Raw genomic sequence first — 529 nt, forward strand, 5'->3', positions numbered from 1 at the left:
TGCTGCCAATGAACGTTTGATGCAATTAATGCCACAGGTACTGCCTAACTATGAACAAGCGGGGCCACCACTGCCTCGTTCTATGTCACAAGAGCCAACGGAAAATAGCGCCACCCCAAGTGATATAGCACCAGTACCACCAACGGAAAACAATAAACCTCAACCTAATACGAATCGAGGTAGATAGTGACAATCAATCCTTATCGTAGCCGTGGGCGTTGGATTATTTGGCTCTCGTTTCTAATAGCTTTGGTGTTACAAATTATGCCTTGGCCTGAGCAACTGGAAGTTTATCGCCCTATTTGGCCGGTGTTGTTTCTGATTTATTGGATAACATCATTACCTCATCGTATTAGCGTTGGAACAGCATTTGTTCTTGGGATGAGCATGGATTTAGTGCAAGGGACAACATTAGGCGTAAATGCGTTGGCTTATACCCTAGTAAGTTATGTTATTGCCTTTAAATATCAATTATTTTGTAACTTAGCGTTATGGCAACAGGCATTAGTGGTAATGTTAGCGATTGGTG

2 protein-coding genes are annotated in these 529 nt (G+C 42.5%); both read left to right on the forward strand.

Translation table 11 applies throughout. The features are described from left to right. Positions 1–187 (forward strand): hypothetical protein (locus tag IE142_RS40390; RefSeq protein WP_229831318.1); only part of this gene is annotated, 187 nt, incomplete at its 5' end. After that, positions 187–529 (forward strand): rod shape-determining protein MreD (mreD, locus tag IE142_RS40395; protein ID WP_191889525.1); only part of this gene is annotated, 343 nt, incomplete at its 3' end. The genes IE142_RS40390 and mreD, both read left to right, overlap by 1 nt.

This window comes from Streptomyces mutabilis (assembly GCF_014649815.1).
Taxonomy (GTDB): domain Bacteria; phylum Actinomycetota; class Actinomycetes; order Streptomycetales; family Streptomycetaceae; genus Streptomyces; species Streptomyces mutabilis.